Origin of the sequence: Arenimonas sp. (assembly GCF_036275555.1) — a bacterium.
Taxonomy (GTDB): domain Bacteria; phylum Pseudomonadota; class Gammaproteobacteria; order Xanthomonadales; family Xanthomonadaceae; genus Arenimonas.
The window spans coordinates 1-22,331 of record NZ_DASUDO010000031.1; the positions used below are offsets into that span (position 1 = coordinate 1).

The 22,331-nt window shown below is 69.7% G+C and carries 21 protein-coding genes; 8 read left to right on the forward strand and 13 right to left on the reverse strand.

The window, feature by feature from the left end:
• The 6 genes from VFV21_RS07845 to lptM all read right to left on the reverse strand — a co-directional run.
• Nucleotides 1-490: AAA family ATPase (locus tag VFV21_RS07845; protein ID WP_329668877.1), on the reverse strand; the 490-nt coding region annotated here is incomplete at its 3' end.
• 14 nt (nt 491-504) lie between these two features.
• Complete coding sequence (gene hslV, locus VFV21_RS07850; protein WP_329668878.1) at nt 505-1,056, reverse strand: ATP-dependent protease subunit HslV; 552 nt, start codon at nt 1,054-1,056, stop codon at nt 505-507.
• Nucleotides 1,057-1,136: 80 nt separating this feature from the next.
• Nucleotides 1,137-2,048 carry a tyrosine recombinase XerC gene (xerC, locus tag VFV21_RS07855; protein WP_329668879.1) on the reverse strand — a complete coding sequence of 304 codons (912 nt, stop codon included), beginning with the start codon at nt 2,046-2,048 and terminating at the stop codon, nt 1,137-1,139.
• Nucleotides 2,049-2,052: 4 nt separating this feature from the next.
• Nucleotides 2,053-2,730: a DUF484 family protein gene (locus tag VFV21_RS07860; RefSeq protein WP_329668880.1), complete on the reverse strand. Its 678-nt coding sequence runs from the start codon at nt 2,728-2,730 to the stop codon at nt 2,053-2,055.
• Nucleotides 2,731-2,773: 43 nt separating this feature from the next.
• A complete protein-coding gene (gene dapF, locus VFV21_RS07865; RefSeq protein ID WP_329668881.1) occupies nt 2,774-3,625 on the reverse strand; it encodes a diaminopimelate epimerase in 852 nt (283 codons plus the stop codon).
• Nucleotides 3,622-3,750: an LPS translocon maturation chaperone LptM gene (gene lptM, locus VFV21_RS13465; RefSeq protein ID WP_349256354.1), complete on the reverse strand. Its 129-nt coding sequence runs from the start codon at nt 3,748-3,750 to the stop codon at nt 3,622-3,624. The genes dapF and lptM overlap by 4 nt, the downstream gene beginning before the upstream one ends.
• Nucleotides 3,751-3,795: 45 nt before the next feature.
• Between lptM and VFV21_RS07870 the strand changes: the two genes are divergently transcribed.
• A complete protein-coding gene (locus VFV21_RS07870) occupies nt 3,796-4,452 on the forward strand; it encodes a hypothetical protein (RefSeq protein ID WP_329668882.1) in 657 nt (218 codons plus the stop codon).
• 295 nt (nt 4,453-4,747) lie between these two features.
• On the opposite strand, the gene VFV21_RS07875 is transcribed toward VFV21_RS07870, so the two are convergent.
• The 3 genes from VFV21_RS07875 to rimI form a co-directional block, all read right to left on the reverse strand.
• Nucleotides 4,748-6,949 carry a S9 family peptidase gene (locus VFV21_RS07875; RefSeq protein ID WP_329668883.1) on the reverse strand — a complete coding sequence of 734 codons (2,202 nt, stop codon included), beginning with the start codon at nt 6,947-6,949 and terminating at the stop codon, nt 4,748-4,750.
• A 1-nt stretch (nt 6,950) separates the two neighbouring features.
• Nucleotides 6,951-9,065, reverse strand: a complete 2,115-nt coding sequence (locus VFV21_RS07880; protein WP_329668884.1) for a prolyl oligopeptidase family serine peptidase — start codon at nt 9,063-9,065, stop codon at nt 6,951-6,953.
• A 117-nt stretch (nt 9,066-9,182) separates the two neighbouring features.
• Nucleotides 9,183-9,626 carry a ribosomal protein S18-alanine N-acetyltransferase gene (gene rimI / locus VFV21_RS07885; protein WP_329668885.1) on the reverse strand — a complete coding sequence of 148 codons (444 nt, stop codon included), beginning with the start codon at nt 9,624-9,626 and terminating at the stop codon, nt 9,183-9,185.
• A 66-nt stretch (nt 9,627-9,692) separates the two neighbouring features.
• Between rimI and VFV21_RS07890 the strand changes: the two genes are divergently transcribed.
• Nucleotides 9,693-11,192 carry a RimK family protein gene (locus VFV21_RS07890; protein WP_329668886.1) on the forward strand — a complete coding sequence of 500 codons (1,500 nt, stop codon included), beginning with the start codon at nt 9,693-9,695 and terminating at the stop codon, nt 11,190-11,192.
• Here VFV21_RS07890 and VFV21_RS07895 read toward each other — a convergent pair.
• A complete protein-coding gene (locus VFV21_RS07895; RefSeq protein ID WP_329668887.1) occupies nt 11,137-11,502 on the reverse strand; it encodes a hypothetical protein in 366 nt (121 codons plus the stop codon). The two genes, VFV21_RS07890 and VFV21_RS07895, sit on opposite strands and share 56 nt — an antisense overlap.
• A 174-nt stretch (nt 11,503-11,676) precedes the next feature.
• On the opposite strand from VFV21_RS07895, the gene VFV21_RS07900 reads away from it, so the two are divergent.
• Complete coding sequence (locus VFV21_RS07900; RefSeq protein WP_329668888.1) at nt 11,677-12,243, forward strand: lipocalin family protein; 567 nt, start codon at nt 11,677-11,679, stop codon at nt 12,241-12,243.
• Nucleotides 12,244-12,271: 28 nt separating this feature from the next.
• Here VFV21_RS07900 and VFV21_RS07905 read toward each other — a convergent pair whose 3' ends face one another.
• Together VFV21_RS07905 and VFV21_RS07910 are read right to left on the reverse strand one after the other, a co-directional pair.
• Nucleotides 12,272-13,234, reverse strand: a complete 963-nt coding sequence (locus tag VFV21_RS07905) for a patatin-like phospholipase family protein (protein ID WP_329668889.1) — start codon at nt 13,232-13,234, stop codon at nt 12,272-12,274.
• Nucleotides 13,224-14,192, reverse strand: coding sequence for a YafY family protein (locus VFV21_RS07910; protein ID WP_329668890.1), 969 nt, complete (start codon nt 14,190-14,192; stop codon nt 13,224-13,226). The genes VFV21_RS07905 and VFV21_RS07910 overlap by 11 nt, the downstream gene beginning before the upstream one ends.
• A 79-nt stretch (nt 14,193-14,271) precedes the next feature.
• Here VFV21_RS07910 and VFV21_RS07915 point away from each other — a divergent pair, with 79 nt between their 5' ends.
• From VFV21_RS07915 to VFV21_RS07935, 5 genes are read left to right on the forward strand one after another with little or no spacing between them, the layout of a single operon-like run.
• Nucleotides 14,272-14,907, forward strand: coding sequence for a hypothetical protein (locus VFV21_RS07915; RefSeq protein ID WP_329668891.1), 636 nt, complete (start codon nt 14,272-14,274; stop codon nt 14,905-14,907).
• A gap of 51 nt (nt 14,908-14,958) precedes the next feature.
• Entirely contained in the window at nt 14,959-17,874 is a 2,916-nt protein-coding gene (locus VFV21_RS07920) for a molybdopterin oxidoreductase family protein (RefSeq protein ID WP_329668892.1), read from the forward strand.
• Nucleotides 17,874-19,652 (forward strand): SLC13 family permease, encoded by a 1,779-nt coding sequence (locus tag VFV21_RS07925; RefSeq protein ID WP_329668893.1) that lies wholly within the window; start codon nt 17,874-17,876, stop codon nt 19,650-19,652. Before VFV21_RS07920 ends, VFV21_RS07925 begins: the two co-directional genes overlap by 1 nt.
• Nucleotides 19,649-20,398, forward strand: a complete 750-nt coding sequence (locus tag VFV21_RS07930; RefSeq protein ID WP_329668894.1) for a 4Fe-4S dicluster domain-containing protein — start codon at nt 19,649-19,651, stop codon at nt 20,396-20,398. Before VFV21_RS07925 ends, VFV21_RS07930 begins: the two co-directional genes overlap by 4 nt.
• Nucleotide 20,399: 1 nt before the next feature.
• Nucleotides 20,400-21,338: a dimethyl sulfoxide reductase anchor subunit family protein gene (locus tag VFV21_RS07935; protein WP_329668895.1), complete on the forward strand. Its 939-nt coding sequence runs from the start codon at nt 20,400-20,402 to the stop codon at nt 21,336-21,338.
• A gap of 76 nt (nt 21,339-21,414) precedes the next feature.
• Here VFV21_RS07935 and hemC read toward each other — a convergent pair whose 3' ends face one another.
• Nucleotides 21,415-22,323: a hydroxymethylbilane synthase gene (gene hemC, locus VFV21_RS07940; protein WP_329668896.1), complete on the reverse strand. Its 909-nt coding sequence runs from the start codon at nt 22,321-22,323 to the stop codon at nt 21,415-21,417.
• Nucleotides 22,324-22,331 lie beyond the last annotated feature (8 nt).

The following is a 22,331-nucleotide window of genomic DNA, read 5'->3' on the forward strand; positions in this document are numbered from 1 at the left end:
GCAGCATCTGGCGGAACTTCTCGCGCGTCGCATTGTTCTCCTCGCTCGGCTTCGGATCCTCGCCCCAGACGCGCACGGCCTGCGCGCGCGGCAGCAGGGCATCGAGGATGCGCTCCTCGGCGGCATCCTCCGCGCGCGTGCGCACCTTGCGCATCTCCGCCACGCGCGTCTGCTTGACGGCCATCTCCGCCAGGTCGCGGATGATCGCGTCGACGTCCTTGCCGACGTAGCCGACCTCGGTGAAGCGCGTGGCCTCCACCTTCACGAACGGCGCGTTGGCCAGCGTGGCCAGGCGGCGCGCGATCTCGGTCTTGCCGACGCCGGTGGGGCCGATCATCAGGATGTTCTTCGGCATCACCTCGTTGCGCAGCGCATCGTCCAGCTGCATGCGGCGCCAGCGGTTGCGCAGCGCGATGGCGACGGCGCGCTTGGCTTGCTGCTGGCCCACGATGTGGCGGTCGAGTTCCTGGACGATCTCACGGGGGGTCATGGTGGAACTCACGCTCACAGCTCCTCGCTGACGATGTTGCGGTTGGTGTAGATGCAGACGTCACCGGCGATCTTCAGCGCTTCCACCGCGATGGTGTGCGCGTCGAGGTCGGTGTGCGCCATCAGGGCGCGCGCGGCCGACAGGGCGTACATGCCGCCGGAACCGATGGCGACGAGGCCATCCTCGGGCTCGATGACATCGCCCGTGCCGCTGACCACCAGCGAGGTCTCGCGGTCGGCCACCACCAGCAGCGCCTCGAGCTTGCCGAAGCGGCGCTCGGTGCGCCAATCCTTCGCCAGCTCCACGGCGGCCCGGGTCAGCTGGCCGTGCTTCTCCAGCTTCGATTCGAACAACTCGAACAGCGTGAACGCATCGGCCGCGGCACCGGCGAAGCCGGCGAGCACCTGGCCATCGCGGCCGAGGCGGCGCACCTTGCGCGCGTTCGACTTCATGACGGTGTGGCCAAGGGTCACCTGGCCGTCGCCAGCCACCACGACGCGGCCGTTGCGGCGCACGCTGACGATGGTGGTGGCGTGGAAGACGTTGGGGTTCTGACTGGGGTCCATGGGGCCTCCTGGGCGTCCTCCGGTTGTGGGGACGCCCCGCGGCAGGGGCAAGGGGTGACCCTTGGCCTATCCTGCCGCGTTCAGCCGCTGCCGCCGCCCTTCCGCTTCGCGCGCGGGTGCGCGCCGTCGTACACCTTGGCGAGGTGCTGGTAGTCGAGGTGGGTGTAGATCTGGGTGGTGGCGATGTCGGCGTGGCCGAGCAGTTCCTGCACGCCGCGCAGGTCGCCGCTGGATTCGAGCACGTGGCTGGCGAAGCTGTGCCGCAGCAAATGCGGGTGCACGCGCTTGAACAGGCCCTGCTGCATCGCCAGCCTGCGCAGGCGCTGCTGCACCGTGCGCGGGCTGACCGGCCCGCCGCTTCGCCCCGGGAACACGTGCGCCCCGACGCCCGGCGAAGACGCCTCGCGCCAGGCCTGCAGCGCCTCGCGCGCGTGGCTGCCCACCGGCACCACGCGGCTCTTGCCGCCCTTTCCCAGCACCGTCACCAGGCCGTCGGCCAGGTCGAGCGCGCTCCAGCGCAGCCCGCACAGCTCCGACAGCCGCAGGCCCGAGGAATAGAACAGCTCGAGCATCGCGCGGTCGCGCAATCCGTCGGGTCCGTCCACCGGCACTTCCACCAGCCGCGTCATCTCGTCGGCATCGAGCACCTGCGGCAACTTGCGCGCGGACTTGGGCGCGCGCAGCCCCAACGCGGGATTGAGCTCCGAACTCTCGCTGCGGTTCAGATGCCGGTAGAAGCTGCGGACCGCCGACAGCCGCCGCTGCAGGCTCTTGCCCGACAGCCCGCGCCGGTGCGCGCCGGCGACGTAGCTGCGCAGGGCTTCCTGCTTCAGCCGGCGCCAGTCGGTGAGGCCCTGCGCGTCCATCCATGCGGCCAGGTCGCCCAGGTCGCGGCGGTAGGCGTCGAGCGTGTTCGCCGACAGCCGCCGCTCCACCGCGAGGTAGCCCAGGAAAGCCTCGATGCCCGCCTGCAGCGGCGCGTCGGCGCTCACGGCATCAGGCGTGCGCGTAGCGGCCCAGCGCGGTGACGAGCGCTTCCGACATCAGGCGCAGGAACAGCGTGCCCATGCCCGGGAAGAAGCGGTTCGCATCGGCGCTGCCGACGGTAAGCATGCCCACGCCCGGCAGCGGCAGCAGCACGGCCGACGCGGCGCGCGCCTGCTCGGCGCCATACAGCAGGGCCAGCTTGTCCTGGTTGAGGCGGCCGCAGATCGGCTCGTTGCCGGCGATGAAGTCGCGGAACGGCGCCAGCGCTGCGTCCTTCTCGGCGACCACCTGCAGCCAGTCCGCCTCCAGCCCCGCGACCGGCTTGAACAGCACCACCCGCACGATCTCGCCCTGGAAGTCCTCGCCCAGCACCGCCACCATCGCCTTGAGCGTGTCGGCCGCGGAGCCGGCGCGCATCAACGCCAGGCTCAGCTGGTGAGTGCGCACCGTGAGGCGCTCGTTCTCCTGCGCGTTGGCGTAGAGCTCGTTGAGGCGGCGGGTGAGCTCGCGGTTCTTGTCGCGCAGCACGTCGAGCTGGTAGCTGGCCAGCGAGGCGGCGGAACCCTCGTCCTTGGGCACCACCAGCGACAGCGCCAGGTCCGGGAACTGGCCCAGGAACTTCGGGTGGCGGCGCAGGAAGGTCGCCACCTCGTGGGCGCTCAGGCGCTCGTTCTTCTCTTCGATCATCGGGGGCCTCTCGTGCGGCGGGTCGTTCCGGGCGATGCCGGCATTATGGCGTGGCGACGGCGAATTCGCCCTCGAACACGAAGGTGGCGGGGCCGGCCATGGTCACCGGCGCCTCGTCGGCCGGCCAGGTGATGGCGAGGACGCCGCCGGGCAATTCCACCTGCACGGCGCGGTCGACGCGGCCCTGGCGCACCAGCACCGCGACCGCGGCGCAGGCACCGCTGCCGCAGGCCAGGGTTTCGCCCGCGCCGCGCTCGAACACGCGCAGGCGGATGCGGTCGCGCGCCAGCACCTGCGCGAAGCCAACGTTCACGCCTTCGGGAAACTCGGGCCGCGCCTGCAGCGCCGGGCCCAGCCGGTGTACCGGCGCCGCGTCCACGCTGTCCACTTCGATCACCGCATGCGGGTTGCCCATCGAGGCGACGCCGAAGCGCAGCGGGCTGCCTTCGACCAGCAGCTCGTGCACGGCCGCGTCGGCCGCGGCGTGGAAGGGAACCTTCGCGGGCGCGAACACGGGCCGGCCCATGCCCAGCGAATAGCGGCCGTCGGGCAGGCACTCGACGTCGATCACGCCGGCCGGGCTGTCGATGCGGAAGCGCGCGCCGGTGGCCGCGCCGTCGCGCCGCAGCCAGGCGGCGACGCAGCGGGCGCCGTTGCCGCACTGCTGCGCGGGCGAGCCGTCGCCGTTCCAGATGCGGTAGCGGGCGACGCAGTCGAGGGCGTGGCTGTCTTCGATGGTCAGCAGCTGGTCGAAGCCGACGCCGAAGTGGCGGTCCCCCAGCTGGCGCACCAGCGCGGCGGGCGGCGCGGGCTGGCCGCCGCGCAGGTCGATCACGACGAAGTCGTTGCCGGCGCCATGCATCTTCGAGAAATGCAGGGGGCGGGACGCACTCATGCCGCGGGCGTTTCGGCCTTGGCGGGCGGCGCGTCCGCCGGCGGCGGCACCAGGTCGCCCTTGGTGCCGCAGGCGGCGACCAGGGCGAGGCTCAACAGCAGCAGGGCAAGTCGGGGCTTGTTCATGCGCCGAGTATAGTCTGGGCCCAGTCCTTTAGCGTGGGGTGGGCGATGGCGATCTCGACCTGGCTGTGGGTGGCGGCGGCGGTGCTTTTCCTGCTGGGGCTGCTGGCCTGGCGCGGCAAGTCCCGCGGCAAGTCGCGCGGCGGCTCGCGCTGGCTGCTGCGGACCATTGGCACCGTGCTGGTTCTGGTGGCGCTGGCCCTGGCCGGCCTGGGCGGGCTGCTGCGGCAGTACGCCTGGCTGCTCGAGGACGTGCCGGCCGCGACCATCAGCCTGCGCCAGCTCGCACCGCAACGGTACGAGGCGACGCTGGTGCTGGGCGACGAGGCGCCGCGCACGCTCGAACTGCTGGGCGACGAATGGCAGCTCGACGCCCGCGTAGTCCGCTGGACCCTGCCCGGCCAGCTGGCCGGGATGCGCCCGGTCTACCGCTTCGAGCGCCTGTCCGGCCGCTACGGCGACCCGAAGCAGGAGCTCACCGCCGAACGCAGCGTGCACGACCTGCGCGGCGAGTGGGACTTCTGGGAATTCCGCGAACGCTGGCTGGCCGACCTGCCCATCGCCGACGCGCGCTGGGGCAGCGCGGCCTACCTGCCGATGCTCGACGGCGCGACCTACCAGGTCTACGTGAACCCGCGCGGCGGCCTCGTCGCCAAACCCGCCGACCCGGCTACCGAGGCGTTGCTGGACCAGGCGGGGTGGTGAGCAGGTCAAACTCAACCGCAGTAACGCGGATCAAAGCGGAAAGAACGGATAAGTGCGGATAGAGCGACTGGATGGAAAAGCGTTTTTGGCCACGGATGAACACAGATGAACACGGATAGAGCAATGAATGCTTTTTATCAGTGTTCATCTGTGTTCATCCGTGGCAAAAACGCTCTTGGTTCCTGAGGCCACATCAATAGAAAGGGGGCCTCCCGTCGCCGGAAAGCCCCTCCCGATTAAAACCGCTTTATCCGCTTTGATCGGCGTTTATCCGCCTTGATCCGCGTTCAAACCCTTACTGCTGGACCAGGCCCAGCTGGTCGAGCACGAACGCATACTCCTCGGCGCGCTCGCGGTAGCGCTGGAAGCGGCCGGACTTGCCGCCGTGGCCCGCTTCCATGTTGGTGCGGAACAGCAGCGGATTGGCGTCGGTCTTCTTCGCGCGCAGGCGGGCGACCCACTTGGCGGGTTCGAAGTACTGCACCTGCGAATCCCACAGGCCGGTGGTGACCAGCATCGACGGGTAAGCCTTGGCCGCCACCTGGTCGTAGGGCGAGTACGACAGCATGTAGTCGTAGAACACCGGGTCCTTCGGGTTGCCCCACTCGTCGAACTCGTTGGTGGTGAGCGGGATCGACTCGTCCAGCATCGTCGTCACCACGTCCACGAACGGCACGTGCGCCACCATCACCTTGTACTTTTCGGGCGCCATGTTGGCCACCGCGCCCATCAGCAGGCCGCCGGCGCTGCCTCCCATGGCGGCGACGCGGTCGGGCGCGGCATAGCCTTCCTTGACCAGGAAATCGGTGACGTCGATGAAGTCGGTGAAGGTGTTGATCTTGTTGAGCAGCTTGCCGTCCTCGTACCACTGCCGGCCCATTTCCTGGCCGCCGCGGATGTGCGCCACGGCGTACACCGCGCCGCGGTCCACCAGGCTGATCACGTTGGCGTTGAAGCCCGGGTCCGAGCTGCTGCCGTAGGAGCCATACGAGTACTGGTACAGCGCCGCCTGGCCGTTCTTCTCGAAGCCCTTGCGGTAGAGCAGAGACACCGGCACCTTCGTGCCGTCGCGGGCCGTGGCCCACAGGCGCTCGGTGACGTAGTTGGCCTTGTCGAAGCCGCCCAGCACCGGCTGCTCCTTGAGCAGCTTGCGCTCGCCGGTGCGCACGTTCACTTCAAACGTGCTGGCCGGGGTGGTGAGCGAAGTGTAGGTGTAGCGCAGCCAGTCGGTCTCGGGCTCGGCATTGATCGAGACGCCCATCGAGTAGGCGCTCTCCTCGGCCTGCACGAACTCTTCCTTGCCGTCGTCGTGGCGGATGCGCACGCGCTGCAGGCCGCCCGAGCGCTCGCCGATCGCCATGAAGCCCTTGAACAGCGTGACGCCGGAAATCAGCACGTCGGCCGAGTGCGGCACCAACTCCTGCCACTGGCCGCGGTCGCCCCAGGGCTGGCCGTCGGCGAGCGTCATGACGCGGAAGTTGGTGGCATCCCAGTTGGTGTGCACGACCCAGCGGCCGCCGTAATGGTCGGCGTCGTACTCGAAGTCGCGCTGGCGCGGCGCGAACACCTTGAACTCGCCCGGCGCATCGGCCTCGGTGCAGCGCATCTCGGACGAGACGGTGCTGGAGACGCTGATGCACAGGTAGTCGTCGGAGCGCGTGCGGCCGATGCCCATGTAGAAGGTTTCGTCGGTCTCCTCGTACACCAGCTTCGCCTTGGCCACGTCGCCGCCCACCACGTGGGCCTTGACGCGCTTGGTCAGCAGGGTGACCGGATCATTCTCGACGTAGTACAGCGTGCGGCCGTCGTCGCCCCACATCAGGTTGGCGGAGACGCCGGTGATCACGTCGGGCAGCACCTCGCCGGTGGCCAGGTCCTTGATGCGCACGGTGTACTGGCGGCGGCCGTTGGTGTCCTCGGCGTAAGCGACCAGGCGGTCGTCCGGGCTCACCTCGTAGGTGCCGAGCTGGTAGAAGCTCTTGCCGGCGGCCAGCTCGTTCACTTCGAACAGCACCTGCTCGTCCGCGTCCATGCTGCCCTTGCGGCGGGCGTGGATCGGATACTCCTTGCCGGTCTCGAAGCGCGTGTAATACCAGTAGCCGTCCTCGAAGTACGGCACCGAGGAATCATCCTGCTTCACGCGCCCGACGAGCTCGTTGTACAGCGTCTCCTCGAGCGCCTCGAGCGGCTTGAGCACGGTGTCGGTGTACGCATTCTCGGCGTTGAGGTAGGCCAGCATCTCCGGGTTCTCGCGCTTGTCGTCGCGCAGCCAGTAGTACTCGTCGTTGCGGGCCGCGCCGTGCGGGGCCTTCACTTCGTAGGGCTTGGCGGCGGCGACGGGCGCGGGCGGCAGCTCGGCCAGCGCGCTCGGCGAGCGGACGGCCGGCGCGGCGGTGGCGGTGTCGGCGCTCGCCTCCGGCTCGGCCGGCGGCGAGTAGCAGCCGGCCAGGGCGACGGCGAGCAGGCTCGCGGCGAAAGGCAGCAGGCGGGTCGTCATCTCAGTTGTCCTTGAACAGCTTCTGCTTGAGGAAGGTGTAGGCCAGCGCGCTCATGTAGGCCGACTGGGCGTTGTTGGCGGCGCCGCCGTGGCCGCCTTCGATGTTCTCGTAGTAGGTCACGTCGTGGCCCTGCGCTTCCATCAGCGCCATCATCTTGCGGGCGTGGCCCGGGTGCACGCGGTCGTCGCGGGTGGAGGTGGTGAACAGCACCGGCGGGTAGTCCACGTCCTTGCCGACGTTGTGGTACGGCGAGTACTTGCGCAGGAAGGCCCACTCCTCCGGCTTGTCCGGGTCGCCGTACTCGGCCATCCAGGACGCGCCGGCCAGCAGCTTGTGGTAGCGCTGCATGTCGAGCAGCGGCACCTGGCAGACCACGGCGCCGAACAGCTGCGGGTACATCACCGTCATGTTGCCCATCAGCAGGCCGCCGTTGCTGCCGCCCTGCATGCCCAGGCGCGCCGGGCGGGTGACCTTGCGGGCGATCAGGTCCTCGGCCACCGCGGCGAAGTCCTCGTAGGCCTTGTTGCGGTTTTCCTTGAGCGCGGCCTGGTGCCAGCGCGGGCCGTACTCGCCGCCGCCGCGGATGTTGGCGACCACGTACACGCCGCCATCGGCCAGCCAGGCGCGGCCGACGCCGGCCGAGTAGCCCGGGGTCAGCGAGACCTCGAAGCCGCCGTAGCCGTAGAGTAGCGTCGGGTTGTCGCCGTCGAGCTCGAGGTCCTTGCGCGAGACCATGAAGTACGGAACCTTGGTGCCGTCCTTGCTGGTGGCGAAGTGTTGCTTGATCTCGTGCTGGCTGGCGTCGAAGAAGGCCGGCAGCTGCTTGAGCGGCGACGGCGCCTGGCCGACGGTGCCCATCAGCAGCGAGGTCGGCGTCAGGTAGTCGGTGACGGTCATGAAGTAGTCGTTCGACTCATCGGCATCCACCGCGCTGACGCTGACGGTGCCGAAGGCCGGCGCGCCGGCCAGAGGCTCGCGCTTCCAGCCGTTCTCGCCCGGGGTCAGCACGTAGATGCGGTTCTTGACGTCCTCGAGCACGTTGATCAGCACGTGGTCCTTGGTGACGCTGCTGCTGGCCAGCGAAGTGTTGGCGGTCGGCGCGAACAGCACGTCGAAGTCGCGGTCGCCCTTCAGGAAGTCATCGAGGCGGATCGCGAGCAGGCTGCCGGCCGGGTGCTCCTTGCCGGCGACGGTCCAGGGCTGGCGCAGCTCGACGCTGAGCCATTCGCGGAAGGCGCTCTTCTGGGCGCCGTCGGGCAGGTCGAGCTTGGTGAGGCTGCCGTCCTGGCCGCGCAGGTAGAGCTCGTTGGTGTAGAAGGTCAGGCCGCGGTAGACCCAGTCGCGCTCGTAGCCCGGGGTGTCGTCGCGGTAGGCGCCGATCGAGATGTCCTCGTCCTTGCCTTCGAACACGACCTTGGCGTCGGCCATCGGCGTGCCGCGCTTCCACTCCTTGGCGATGCGCGGGTAGCCCGAGCTGGTCATCGAGCCGGGGCCGAAATCGGTGCCGACGTATACGGTGTCGAGGTCGATCCAGCCCATCTGGCCCTTGGCCTCGGGGCGCGAGAAGCCGCCTTCGACGAAGGCCTTGTCGGAGACGTCGAACTCGCGCGTGACGGTGGCATCGGCGCCGCCGCGGGACAGTGCGATCAGGCAGCGGTCGTACTCGGGGCGCAGGCAGTTGGCGCCGCCCCAGACCCAGTTCACGCCTTCGGCCTTGCCGAGGGCGTCGATGTCGAGCAGCACTTCCCACTTCGGCGCGTCCTTGCGGTACTCGGCCAGGGTGGTGCGGCGCCAGACGCCCTGCGGGTTCTGCTTGTCGCGCCAGAAGTTGTAGTAGTAGTCGCCCATCTTGCCGACGTAGGGGATGCGGGCGTCGGAGTCGAGGACTTCGAGCAGGCTGGTGCGCAGCGCTTCGAAGCCGGGGTCGCCGGCGAGCTGCTTCTCGGAGACGGCGTTGCGGGCGCGGACCCAGTCCAGCGCCTCCTTGCCCTCGACGTCTTCGAGCCAGAGGTGGGGGTCGTCGGGCGTGGTGTGCATGGTGGGATTCTGGGCCGCGACGGGCAGCGAAAGGGAGAGCGCGCCGGCGGTGAGCCAGGCGAGGGTGGTCAGGCGCATTGAGTGGTTCCCCGGAAGTGGTGCAGGCCCCGGACGCTACCACGCCCCCTCGTGAACCCGCCGTAGGCCCAAAGTCACGGTCCCCACCCCAAATGAACCAGGTTCATTTGGGGTGGTTTACTTGATGTAGCGCCAGCCGGGGGCGCCGTCTTCGTAATAGGCCGGGAGGGCGGCGAGGCGGCGGTAGCCGGCGGATTGGTAGAGGGCGTTGGCGGTGGGGTTGTCCTGGCGCACCTCGAGCGTCATGGCGGTGCAGCCGGCCCGGACGGCGTCTTTCTCGGCGGCGGCCAGGAGGCGGCGGCCAAGGCCCTGGCCGCGGGCGGCGGGGTCCACGGCGATCGAATACAGGCGGGCGCGGTCGCTGCCGCGGCGCAACAAGACCAGGGCGTAACCCAGCAGCCGGCCGTCCGCTTCGGCGACCCGCCAGCGCGCCCGCGGGCTGGCCAGGTGGTGGCGGAACTGGCGCGCCGACATGCGGTCGCCCGGGAAGGTTTGCTCGAGCGCCAGCAGCGCCGGCAGGTCGGCGGCGCGGGCGGTGCGGAGGCGGAGGGACGGCGGCATCGGGCCAGTCTATCCAAGGTCGGCGGGAAGGCTCACACTCGCGTCACCCCCCGCTGCGCCATCGCCATGAGCCGCCTCGTCATCGTCGTCGAAAAGCCCTCCGACTGGGGCTCTTACTATCCTTCCGACAACGTGGTGGCGGCCGCCGACTACCTGCGGGGCGACGTCGGCGCCGAGGGCGAGCGCACCCAGGTGATCAACCTGTGCCGCAACTACAAGTACATGGGCACCGGTTACTACGTCTCGCTGCTGGCCGAGGCGCGCGGGCACAAGGTGATCCCCAGCGTGCGCACCATCAACGACCTGCGCCGGCGCTCGCTGTACGGCATCGACATCGAGGACCTGAACACGCAGCTCGGCAAGTTCCTGCCCGAGGGCTCGCGCGATGCCAGCGACTTCGGGCTGCTGGTCTACTTCGGCGCCACCAACTACGCGCCGCTGGAGGACCTGGCCCAGCAGGTGTTCGAGACCTTCCCCTGCCCCGTGCTGCGGATCGAGTTCGAGCGCCAGCGGGTGTGGCAGATCGCGGCGATCAAGCCGGCGGGGCTGCACACGCTGTCGGACGACCAGGAAGATGCGTTTGCCAACGCGCTCGATGCCTTCAGCCGCAAGCTGTGGCGCAAGCCGAGGGCACGTCGCAAGTACCGCTACGACCTGGCGATGCTGCAGGACCCGAACGAGGCGATGCCGCCGTCGAACAAGAAGGCGCTCAAGCACTTCATCGAGGCCGGCAAGGAGCTGGACATCGAGGTGGACCCGATCGGCAAGCGCGACTTCACGCGGCTGGCGGAGTACGACGCGCTGTTCATCCGCGAGACCACCGCGATCGACAACCACACCTATCGCTTCGCGCACCGCGCCGACCGCGAGGACATGGTGGTGATGGACGACCCGGTGTCGATCCTTCGCTGCACCAACAAGATCTACCTCCACGACCGGCTGCGCAGCAAGAAGCTGCCGACGCCGCGCACCGAGATCGTGTTCCGCGACGACGCGAAGAAGCTGGCGGCGCTCCCCGACCTGCTGGGGTTGCCGATCGTGCTGAAGATCCCGGACGGGTCGTTCTCGCGCGGCATCCACAAGGTCGAGACGGTCGAGCAGCTGCGGGCCGCCGCCGACCAGCTGTTCCAGCAGACGGCGCTGCTGCTGGCCCAGGAGTACCTGTACACCGAGTTCGACTGGCGCATCGGCGTGCTCGACGGCGAGCCGCTGTACGCCTGCCAGTACTTCATGTCGCGCGGGCACTGGCAGATCTACGACCACGCGCCCAAGGCCGGCGCGGCCAAGGGCACGGTGCGCTCCGGCGGCTTCAAGACACTGCCGATCCGCGAGGCGCCCTCGGAAGTGGTGCGGCTGGCCACGCGCGCCAGCAATGCCATCGGCAACGGGCTGTACGGCGTGGACCTGAAGATGGTGAAGGACCGCACGGTCATCATCGAGGTCAACGACAACCCGAGCATCGACGCCGGCGTGGAGGATGCCTACCTGGGCGAAGACCTGTACCGCCGCATCATGTCGGAGTTCCTGCGGCGGCTGGAGCGAAAGCGCCTCGGCGTGCGCGACTGAGCCGATACCGCGGCACCGCGTTCCGACCCTGCGCATGCGACCGCAAATGAACCTGGTTCATTTGCAGGGGGCGGCGGCGTGGCGTGGCGCGGACGAGGCGCGCACGCCACGCCGTCGCCAGCACGTGGCGATGGAGCGTGAGCAGAGCGGTGGCGGGGGCGGCGAGCAGCCAGAAGGCCAGCGCGCCGGGGACCGCGCCGCGGAACATGGCCAGCACCAGCAGGGCCAGCAGCGCCAGCGCCATCGCCTGCCAGAGCAGGCGGGACAGCCGCGGATCGACGGGTTCGGGGCGGGCGGGGAGGCGGGGCATGCGGGCGGTCTCCGGTGGGCGTGGGGAGAGCGTGCCGGGGCGGTGTCTCACGGGTCGAGATTGGTCCCGGGCGGGATGTTCGGGACTGAAGTCCCTCCTACAGGGGCTCGCTTTGACGCCAGCTTCAGGAAGGGGGGCGCAGCCTCGGGCCACACCCTGGATCGGAGGCACGCCATGCGACGCGCCGCGCTGTACCTGCTCCTGCCCGGCCTGCTGCTGCTCGCCGCCTGCGCCAGCACCGGAGGAAACGCCATGCCCCCGCTCACCACGAACGCCGTCGTCGACCTGGACCGCTACATGGGGCGCTGGTGGGTGATCGCCAACATCCCCTACTTCGCCGAGAACGGAAAGCTGGCCACGGCCGACATCTACGACCGGCGCCCCGACGGCCGCATCGGCAACGTCTACGCCTACCGCAAGGCCTTCGACAAACCCGAGAAGACCATGAACGGCGTCGCCACCGTGGTGCCGGGCACCAACAACGCGCAGTGGAAGATCGCGTTCTTCGGCGGGCTGGTGAAGGCGGATTACCTCATCCTCGAGGTCGCCCCCGACTATTCCTGGGCGCTGATCGGCCACCCCAAGCGCAACCTGGCCTGGATCTTCTCGCGCAACCAGGCCATGGACGACGCCCAGTACCAACAGCTGCGTGCGAAGTTCGCCGCCTACGGCTACGACCCGGCGAAACTGCAGCGCGTGCCGCAGTTCCCCGATCAGCTCGGCCAACCCGGCTTCCAGTGAACCAAATGAACCTGGTTCATTTGGTTTTCTAGAGGCCGGCGGCGTCGAGGGCTTTTTCGGCGGATTCGCGGCCTTTCTCGACGAGTTCGGCGGCGCGCCAGAATTCGTAGAAGGTGGCGGTTTCGCGGGAGATCTGGATCAGCAGGTCGGGCGGGTCCTGGGCCAGCTGCACGCGCGACATGTGGGCCTGCATGGTGTCGAGCGAGCGCGACATCAGGTCCATCACGCCGCGGCTCTTCTCGGGCTTGGGCGCGCCGTTGCCGGGCTTGGCCAGGCCCTCCCAGATCGCGGCCATGCGCTCGCGCAGCGTGGCCGGGCCATCCTCGTCGAGTGACTCGACGCTCTCGTCGATGCCGTGGCCGGCCGCGAGCTCTTCGTGGCGTGGCTCCAGGCCCGGATTGAGCCAGCTCACCGGGCCGTTCACGTCCACGGCGATCACGCGGTCGGCGCGCATGGCGCGGGTGGCCGCGATCGGCACCGGCGACAGCAGCCCGCCGTCCACCAGCTCGCGGCCGTCGAACACATGCGGCGTGAACACCATCGGGATCGCGATCGAAGCGCGGATCGCATCGAACAGCTTGCCGCGCGTCAGCCACACCTCCCGCTGCCGCACCAGGTCGGTGGCGACGGCGACGTAGGGAATCGGCAGCTCCTCGATCAGGTGCTCGCCGACCAGCTCGCGCAATGCGCCGATCACGCGCTCGCCGCGGATCAGGCCCGGGTAGCCGAAGGCGAAATCGAGCAGGCGCAGCACGTCGCCGCGTTCCAGCCCGCGCGCCCACTCGCTGTATTCGTTCAGGCGCCCCGCGGCGTAGATGCCGCCCACCAGCGAACCCATCGAGGACCCGGCGATGCCGGCGATGCGGTAGCCGCGCGCCTCCAGCGCCTGGATCACGCCAACGTGGGCGATGCCGCGGGCGCCGCCGGCGCCCAGCACCAGGGCGACGTTCTTGCCGGGCGCGACCCGCTTGCGCGGCGCCTCAGCGCTCATACGAGGACAGCGCCAGCTGCAGCAGCGTGCGCGCCTGCTGGCGCAGCGCCTCCGGCGCCACCACTTCGGCGTCGGCGCCGTAGCGCAGCACGTCCATCAGCAGTTCCTTGGCGTGGCTGTAGGGCAGCTTCAGCTCGTAGCGGCCGTCGGGCAGGAAGCGGCCCTCCTGCTTCGAGTGCCAGTGCTCGTCGGCCACCCAGCGCGCCGCCTTGGCCGAGAACACGATGGTGGCGATGCCCTTGGGCGTGCCCGAGAAGATGCCGTAGCTCGAGGCGAGGTGCTGGTTCAGCTCGGCGTCCGGCAGGTCGCGGGCGGCGCCGTCGAGCAGCTTGGCGTGCTGGATGCGATCGACCGAGAAGCTGCGCAGCCCCTCGCGGTCGTGGTCCCAGGCGTCGAGGTACCAGTTGTCCTTGTAGTGCGTGAGCCGCTGCGGCGACACCGTGCGGTGGGTGCGTTCGTTGGTCGAGCGCGCCAGGTAGTCGAAGGCCAGCTGCCGGCGCTCCAGCACGCCGCTGGCCACTAGCCGGAACGCGAGCTCGTCGCGGCGCCGCACGCCGCTGGCGATCACGCGCACGCGCTCGACCGGCCAGCGCTTGCCGCCGGCCTGCTGCGCCAGCAGCGACTCGATGCGGCCCTTGAGCGGCGCCAGCGCGCTCGACAGCACGCCCTGCCCGGTGCGGTCGAGCAGCTGGTGCGCGGCCAGCAGCGCGTGCAGCTCGTCGGAGTTCAGCCACAGGCCGGGCAGCTCGAAGCGCTCGGCCTCCTTCTGGTCGTAGCGGATGCTGCCCTCGCCTTCGCTCTCGATCGGCGCGCCCAGCGCGTCGCGCAGGAAGGCGATGTCGCGGTACAGCGTGGCGCGCGAGCAGGCCAGTTCCTCCATCAGCCCCTTGATCGGCACCGGGTAGCGGGCGGTCTTGAGGCTGCGGTGCAGGGCCAGGATGCGCTCGTAGCGGTCCATCGGTTCAGTCCAGGGGGTTCGCGGGTGTGCCTAGAATGGCATTGGCGCATCCCGCCTCCAAGCGAAGGACAGTCCCCCCATGCTCCGCCGCCTCCTCGTTTCACTCGCCCTGCTGCCCCTGCTGCTCGCCCTAGCCCCTGCCGTTGCCCGTGCCGACGACGCCGGGGACGAACTGTTCAAGGCCTGGCAGGCCTTCCTCGCCCTGAAGAGCTTCCGCGCCGAGATCACGGTGCTCGAACCCGGCCGCTCCGTCACCCAGCTCGAATTCCAGGCGCCCGACCGGTATCGCGTCAGCATCCCGAACGGCCCGACCTCGGTCGTGATCGGGGACTCCGGCTACATGGAAATCGGTGGCCGAATCATGAAACTACCGATCGCCACGGAGAGCCTGACTTCGTCGTACCGCGACGAAGCCTTCCTGCGCAGGCTGCAGGAGGGCATGGCGGTCGAGGACCTGGGCGAGGACAGCCTGGACGGCGAGCCGGTGCGCAAGTTCCGCTACGTGCAGGCCGTGGCCCCGCCCTCGGCCATGTCCGGCGCACCGGCGGCGGCCTCGGGTGGCAGCGAAGCCACCACGGTGGCCTGGGTGTCCACGAAGTCCCGGCTGATCCTGCGCCTCGACGTCACCAGCCAGCACGGCGGCCAGCCGATCCACTCGGAAATCCGCTACTCCGATTTCAACTCCAGCGCGATCCGGATCCTGCCGCCGGAGTGAGGCCGCGCCGCGGCCCTCGCCGCGGACGGCCGCGACCGGCACAATGGCCCCATGTCCGATCCCGTGCTCGAACTGCAAACGCCCGTCGGCGACGCGGTCAAACAGACCACGTGCTACATGTGCGCCTGCCGCTGCGGCATCAACGTGCACCTGCGCGACGGAAAAGTGCGCTACATCGAGGGCAACCCCGACCACCCGGTGAACCGCGGCGTGCTCTGCGCCAAGGGCTCGGCCGGCATCATGCAGCACTACTCGCCGGCGCGGCTGGACAAGCCGCTGCTGCGCGTGGGCGAGCGCGGCGAGGGCAAGTTCCGCGAGATCGAATGGGACGAGGCGCTGGCGCTGGCGGCCGGCTGGCTGCGCGAGACCCGCGAGCGCGACCCCGACCGCCTGGCCTTCTTCACCGGCCGCGACCAGTCGCAGGCGCTCACGGGCTGGTGGGCGCAGCAGTACGGCACCATCAACTACGCCGCGCACGGCGGCTTCTGCTCGGTGAACATGGCCGCGGGCGGGCTGTACACGCTGGGCGGCAGCTTCTGGGAGTTCGGCGAGCCGGACTGGGAGCACTCGAAGTACCTGATGCTGTGGGGCGTGGCCGAGGACCACGACTCGAACCCGATCAAGCTGGGCCTGGGCAAGCTCAAGGGCCGCGGCGCCAAGGTGGTGGCGGTCAATCCGGTGCGCACGGGGTATGGCGCGATCGCGGATGAGTGGATCGGGATCCGGCCGGGGACCGACGGGTTGTTTGCGTTCGCGCTGGTCCATGAACTGTTGAAGGCGGACAAGGTCGACCTGGATTACCTGGTGCGCTGCACGAATGCGCATTGGCTGGTCGTTCGCAATCCGGGTGGGGCGGATGACGGGTTGTTCGCGCGGGATGGCGAGGGCAAGGCCTTGTGTTGGGCGCGCGGGAAAAGCCCCCCTCTCCCCAACCCTCTCCCCCAAAGGGAGAGGGAGTCAAAAGCCCCTCTCCCCTCGGGGGAGAGGGGTTGGGGAGAGGGGCGCCCCACCCCCGCCGAATCCACCGGCATCACCCCCGCCATCGTCGGCGAGTTCACCCTCCCCGACGGCCGCCGCGCCGTGCCCGTGTTCCACCTCGTCGCCGAACGCTACCTCGACCCGCAATACGCCCCCGACGCCGTGGCCGAGCGCTGCGGCGTGCCCGCCGCCACCATCCGCCGCATCGCGAAGGAGCTCGCGGCCGCGGCCTTCGACGCGCCCTGCGTGATCGAGCAGCCCTGGACCGACAGCCACGGCGTGCGCCACGAGAGGATGGTCGGCCGCCCGGTGTCCTTCCACGCCATGCGCGGCATCAGCGCGCACAGCAACGGCTTCCACACCTGCCGCGCCCTGCACCTGCTGCAGCTGCTGCTGGGCGCGGTGGATACGCCGGGCAGCTTCCGCTACCAGCCGCCGTTCCCGCGGCCGATCCCGCCGGCGAACCGGCCAGGCAAGGCGCGCCAGCCGAACGGTGCGCTCGACGCGCCCCCGCTGGGCTTCATCCACGGCCCCGAGGACCTGCTGGTGGATGCCCACGGCCAGCCGCGCCGGCTGGACCACGCCTATTCCTGGCGCTACCCGCTGGCCGTGCACGGCATGCTGCACACCGTCATCCGCAATGCCTGGGCGGCCGATCCGAAACCGGTGGACGTGCTGTTCCTGTTCATGGCCAACATGAGCTGGAACTCGGCCATGAACACCGCCGAGACCCAGCAGTGGCTGACCGACAAGGACGCCAGCGGCGAGTACCGCATCCCGAAGATCATCTACTCGGACGCGTATTCCAGCGAGATGGTGGCCTATGCCGACCTGGTGCTGCCCGACACCACCTACCTCGAGCGCTTCGACGCGATCTCGCTGCTCGACCGGCCGATCTCCGACGCCGACCACGCCGCCGATGCCATCCGCCACCCGGTGCTCGACGCGGCGACGCAGCGCGAGGGCCGCGACGTGCGCGGCTTCCAGTCGGTGCTGCTCGACCTCGGCGCGCGCATCGGCCTGCCGGCGCTGCTCAAGGAGGACGGCACGCCGCGCTACGCCGACTACGCCGACTACATCGTCAACCACGAGCGCGCGCCCGGCGTCGGCCTGCTCGCCGGCTGGCGCGGCGACGGCAGCCAGCACGGCAAGGGCCCGCCGAATCCCGACCAGCTCGAGCACTACCGCCGCCACGGCGGCTTCTGGGAAGCGCCGGTGCCGGCCGCGGGCCGCTACTTCAAGATGGCCAACCGCGACTACCTGCAGTGGTCGCAGCAGATGGGCTTCATCGCCAAGGCCGAGCCGGTGGTGCTGCAGCTGTATTCCGAGACGCTGCAGAAGTTCCGGCTCGCGGCGCAGGGCCACGGCCCGGTGCAGCCGCCGCAGGCCGAGCGCGAACGCGTGGCCCGCTACTTCGACCCGCTGCCGACCTGGTACGAACCCTTCGAAGGCGCGCGCCTCGACCTGCAGCACTACCCGCTGAGCGCCGTCACCCAGCGCCCGCCGTTCATGTACCACGCCTGGGGCTCGCAGAACGCGTGGCTGCGGCAGATCACGGCGCGCAACTTCCTGTACCTGCATCCCGACACCGCGGCGCGGCACGGGCTGGTGGACGACGACTGGGTGCACGTGGATTCGCACCACGGCCGCATCACCGTGCAGTGCCGCCTGGCCGGCAACGTGCAGCCCGACACGGTGTGGACGTGGAACGCGATCGGCAAGCGCCGGGGCGCCTGGAAGCTGTCGCCGGATGCGCCGGAATCGCGCAAGGGCTTCCTGCTCAACCACCTGATCTCCGACCAGTTGCCCGGCGGCGACTACGCCAATGCCGACCCGGTGACCGGCCAGGCCGCCTGGTTCGACCTGCGCGTGCGCCTGCACAAGGCCGGCGCGCACGAGGCCAGCCTGCCGCAGTTCCCGCCGCTGGGCGCCGGGCCCGATGACGACCGCCCGCTGCGCTACGGCGCCGGCTTCAGGAGCCCGCGCTGATGGGCTGGGACGCCATCCTCACGCTGTGCGTGATGGCGGGCGCGGTGGCGCTGTTCGTCAGCGAGAAGCTGTCGGTGGACATCGTCGCGATCCTGGCGCTGTCGGCGCTGGTGCTGCTGGGCGTGGTGGGTCCCGACGTGGCGATCTCGGGCTTCGCCAATGAAGCCACCATCACCGTCGCGGCGATGTTCGTGCTCAGCGCCGGGCTGCAGCGGACCGGCGCGCTGCGCTCTCTGGGCCTGCTGTTCGCGCGCATCCGCTGGCCCTGGGCGTTCGGGCTGGCGGTGATGCTCACGATCGCGACGGTGTCGGCGTTCGTCAACAACACGGCCGCCGTCGCGGTGTTCCTGCCGATCGTGCTGGCGGCGACGGCCGCCAAGAACCTGTCGCCGTCGAAATACCTGATCCCGCTCTCGTACGCCGCGCAGATGGGCGGCGTCTGCACGCTCATCGGCACCTCCACCAACCTGCTGGTGAACTCGCTGGCCAAGGACCTGGGCCAGCCCGGCTTCAGCCTGTTCGAGTTCACCGCGCTCGGCGTGGCCTGCACGGTGGCCGGCATCGTCTACCTGATGACGGTGGGTCGCTGGCTGCTGCCCGACCGTGCGGCCACCGAGATCACCGAAACCTACGAGCTGGGCAAGTACATCACCGAACTGCGCGTGATGGACGGTTCGCCGCTGATCGGCCAGTCGGTCGCCCAGAGCAAGCTCGCCGAGAAATTCAGCGTCTACGTGCTCGAACTGATCCGCGGCAAGGAAGAGGTGTGGTCGCCCCGCGCCGAAGTGCTGCAGGTGGGCGACGTGCTGCTGGCGCGCGGCGACTGGAGCCGGCTGAGCGAGCTCAAGGACCAGATGAAGCTGGAGATCGAGCCGGAGTTCAAGCTGCGCGACGAGAAGTTCGCCGGTGACTCGCAGTCGCTGGTCGAGGTGATGGTGGCGCCGAACTCCCGCTTCGCCGGCGAGACCCTGCGCGAGCTGGACTTCCGCTGGCACTACAACGCCACCGTGCTGGCCATCCATCGCCGCGGCGAGGTGCTGCGCGAGAAGATCCGCGAGGTGACGCTGAACGTGGGCGACGTGCTGCTGATCCTGGCGCCGCGCGACGAGCTGCCGTCGCTGCGCCGAAACCCGAACCTGGTGGTCGTGACCGAGCGCGAGGACGAAGCCCACTCGCGCCGGCGCGCGCCGCTGGCACTGCTGATCATGGCCGCGGTCATCGTCTCCTCGGGCCTCGGCCTGATGCCGATCGTCATTTCCGCGCTGATCGGCTGCGTCGCGCTGGTCGTCACCAAGTGCCTGGAGCCGGAGGAGGCCTACGAGGCCATCGACTGGCGGATCATCGTGCTGCTGGCCGGCGTGCTGCCGCTGGGCATCGCGCTGCAGCAGTCCGGCGCCGCCGACATCCTGGCCAGCAACACCATCGGCCGCATGGAGGGCATGAACCCGGTGGTCGTGCTGGCGGTGGTGTACCTGATGGCGCTGGTGCTGAGCGAGCTGATGAGCAACGCCGCGGCCGCGGTGCTGCTGGTGCCGATCGCCGTCTCCGCGGCGATCTCGATGGGCCTGAGCCCGACGCCCTTCCTGGTCGCCGTCACCTTCGCGGCGTCCACCAGCTTCTCGACGCCGGTCGGCTACCAGACCAACACCATGGTCTACAGCATCGGCAACTACCGCTTCACCGACTTCATGAAGGTCGGCATTCCCCTCAACCTGCTGTTCTGGGTCATCGGCATCATCATGATCCCGATGATCTGGCCCTTTACGCCGACGCCATGACGACACTCCCGCCTCCCTCGAAGGTCAAGCTCGGCCTGGTGATCGACCTCGACACCTGCGTCGGTTGCCACGCCTGCGCCGTGTCGTGCAAGGAGTGGAACGCCGGCGGCATCGCCGGGCCGCTCACCGACGAGCAGCCGTACGGCAAGGATCCGAGCGGCGTCTGGTTCAACCGCGTGCATTCCTACGAAGTGGCCGCCACGCCGGCCCAGCCCGCCACCACCCTGCACTTCCCGCGCAGCTGCCTGCACTGCGAGACGCCGGCCTGCGTCACCGTCTGCCCCACCGGCGCCAGCTACAAGCGCGTGGAGGACGGCATCGTGCTGGTGGACGAGGACAAGTGCATCGGCTGCAAACTCTGCAGCTGGGCCTGCCCCTACGGCGCGCGCGAGTACAGCGCGGTCGAAGGGGTCATGAAGAAATGCACGCTGTGCGTGGACCGCATCTACAACGAGACCATCCCCGAGGCCTCGCGCCAGCCGGCCTGCGTGCAGGCCTGCCCGACCAAGGCGCGCCATTTCGGCGACCTGGGCGATCCCGATTCGGCCGTCTCGAAGCTGGTGGTCGAGCGCGGCGGCGTGGCGCTGATGCCGGAGCTTGGCTACGCGCCGGTGAACCGCTACCTGCCGCAGCGCGCGCGCCGCGCCGGCCCGCCCGGCGAGGCGCAGGCCACGCCGGAGGAAACCCTGGACACCACGAAACTCAACCCGCTGCTGCGCTGGCTCGACCGCGCGCTGAGTCGCTGACATGCATCCGGCCTTTTCCGTCATCTTCTTCACCACGCTTTCCGGCGCCGGCTACGGGCTCTGGTTCTGGGCGGCACTCGCGCTATGGGGTTTCCCGCCCGGGAAGGAAGGCCTGGCGGGGCACGGCATCGCGATGTTGCTCGGCTTCGTGCTGGTCACCGCCGGCCTGCTCAGCTCCACCCTGCACCTGGGCAAGCCGCTGCGCGCGTGGCGCGCCTTCAGCCAGTGGCGCAGCAGCTGGCTGTCGCGCGAGGGCGTGCTGGCGCTGGCCTGCTACCTGCCGTTCGTGGCCCTGCTGGTCGGCGCGCTCACCGGCTCGCACGTGCTCAAGACGATGGGGCCGACGCTGCTGCTCCTGCTTGCCCTGCTCTCGCTGGCCACGGTGGCCTGCACGGCGATGATCTACGCCTCGCTGACGCCGATTCCGGCCTGGTCGAACCGGCGGGTCGTGCCGGTCTACCTGCTGTTCGCGCTGCATACCGGCGGCATCCTGCTGGCCTGGCTGCTGGCGGCGTTCAGCGACCTTTGGAACCTGGGCGGACTGGCCATCATTTTCTCGTCGGCGCTGCTGGCGTGGCTCAAGCACGGCTACTGGCGCGCGATCGATGGCGATCCGCTGCCGGCCACGCGCGCCTCGGCGCTGGGGCTGCCGCCCGACCGCGTGGCGTCGGTGTTCGAGCGGCCGCACACCGAGGCCAACTACCTCACGACCGAAATGGGCCATGTGCTGGCGCGCAAGCACGCGCGGCGGCTGCGGGTCATCGCGGTGCTGCTGTTCGCGGTCGTGCCGGCGCTGTGCGCACTGCCGGTCTGGCTGCTGCCGCACGCCAATGCGGCCTGGCCGATGGGCCTCGCCGCGGTCTCGGCGATGTTGGGCGCGGCGGTGGAGCGCTGGCTGTTCTTCGCCCAGGCCCGCCACGTCGTGACGCTGTACTACTAGCCCCAACCGGTAGGAGGGCCTTCAGGCCCGAGGCTTTTTGGCGAAAAGCTTCGGGCCTGAAGGCCCTCCTACAGGTTCAGGGCAGCAGCGCGTCGGCGCCGCGGGCGACGAGCATGTCGGCGACCTGGGTACCCAGCTTGTCCGGTTCGGACATCGGGCCGCTGGCATAGCCGCGGACGGTCTGGCCGGTCTTGGCGTCGCCCACGAGGCCTTCGAGCGACATCCGGTCCTTGTTGAGCGTGGCGAAGGCGGCGATGGGCACGTGGCAGCTGCCGCCCAGCGCGCGGGTCATGGCGCGCTCGGCGCTGACGCAGGCGCGGGTTTCGGCGTGGTCGAGCACGGCCACGAGGTCGCGGACGGCGGCGTCGCCCTGGCGGCACTCGATGACCACGGCGCCCTGCGCGGCGGCCGGGATGAAGCGCGGCGCGGACAGCCGTTCGCGGATGCGCTCGCCCATGCCCAGGCGCTCGAGGCCGGCGCAGGCCAGCACGATGGCGTCGTAGTCGCCGGCGTCGAGCTTGGCCAGGCGCGTGTTGACGTTGCCGCGCAGGTCCACCAGCACCAGGTCGGGGCGGTGCGCGCGCAGCAGCGCCTGGCGGCGCAGCGAAGACGTGCCGACGCGCGCGCCGAAGGGAAGCTCCTCGAAGGCGGCGTACTTCACCGACACGAAGGCATCGAAGGGATCGGCGCGCTCGAGGATGGCCGGCAGCTCGAACGGGCCGTCGAGCTCCATCGGCACGTCCTTGAGCGAATGCACGGCGGCGTCGGCGCGCCCTTCCAGCATCGCCACCTCGAGCTCCTTCAGGAACAGGCCCTTGCCGCCGATCTCGACCAGCGGCTGGTCGATGGCCTGGTCGCCGCGCGTGGTCATCGGCACCAGCACGACCTCGAGCCCGGGATGCACGGCGCGCAGGCGGTCGGCGACGTGGTTGGTTTGCCACAGCGCCAGCGCGCTTTCGCGGGTGGCCAGGCGGATGGTCGGCATCGGGTCTC